This window comes from Onishia niordana, assembly GCF_004798965.1.
Taxonomy (GTDB): domain Bacteria; phylum Pseudomonadota; class Gammaproteobacteria; order Pseudomonadales; family Halomonadaceae; genus Onishia; species Onishia niordana.
Genome location: NZ_SDSD01000122.1, coordinates 1 through 255, shown reverse-complemented (window position 1 = coordinate 255; position 255 = coordinate 1). Strand labels below are relative to the sequence as shown.

1 protein-coding gene is annotated in these 255 nt (G+C 35.3%); it reads left to right on the top strand.

Annotation, left to right across the window (positions count from 1 at the left end; all coding sequences use genetic code 11):
- Positions 1 to 5: 5 nt before the first annotated feature.
- Entirely contained in the window at positions 6 to 119 is a 114-nt protein-coding gene (locus ETC27_RS18175) for a DUF1912 family protein (RefSeq protein WP_369333513.1), read from the top strand.
- Positions 120 to 255 lie beyond the last annotated feature (136 nt).

The following is a 255-nucleotide window of genomic DNA, read 5'->3' as shown; positions in this document are numbered from 1 at the left end:
CAGCTATTCGTTATGAAAGTCGTCTCGATGCCTACCAGTTTATTCAAGGGAAATTTGAAAACTATAAAGCAGGTAAAGATATCCAAGACGGACAAGACTTAGGTACAAAAACTGTTTAAGTAATAAGGAGGGTTTTATGAAATTAAATCCTATGGTTGGTAAACAAGTGCGAGTAACTGCTCTCGCATAAGTTTACCGCTAAGTTAACAATATTCTCACTTAGCGGATAGTTAAGGAGAAAAAATGAAAGCATAT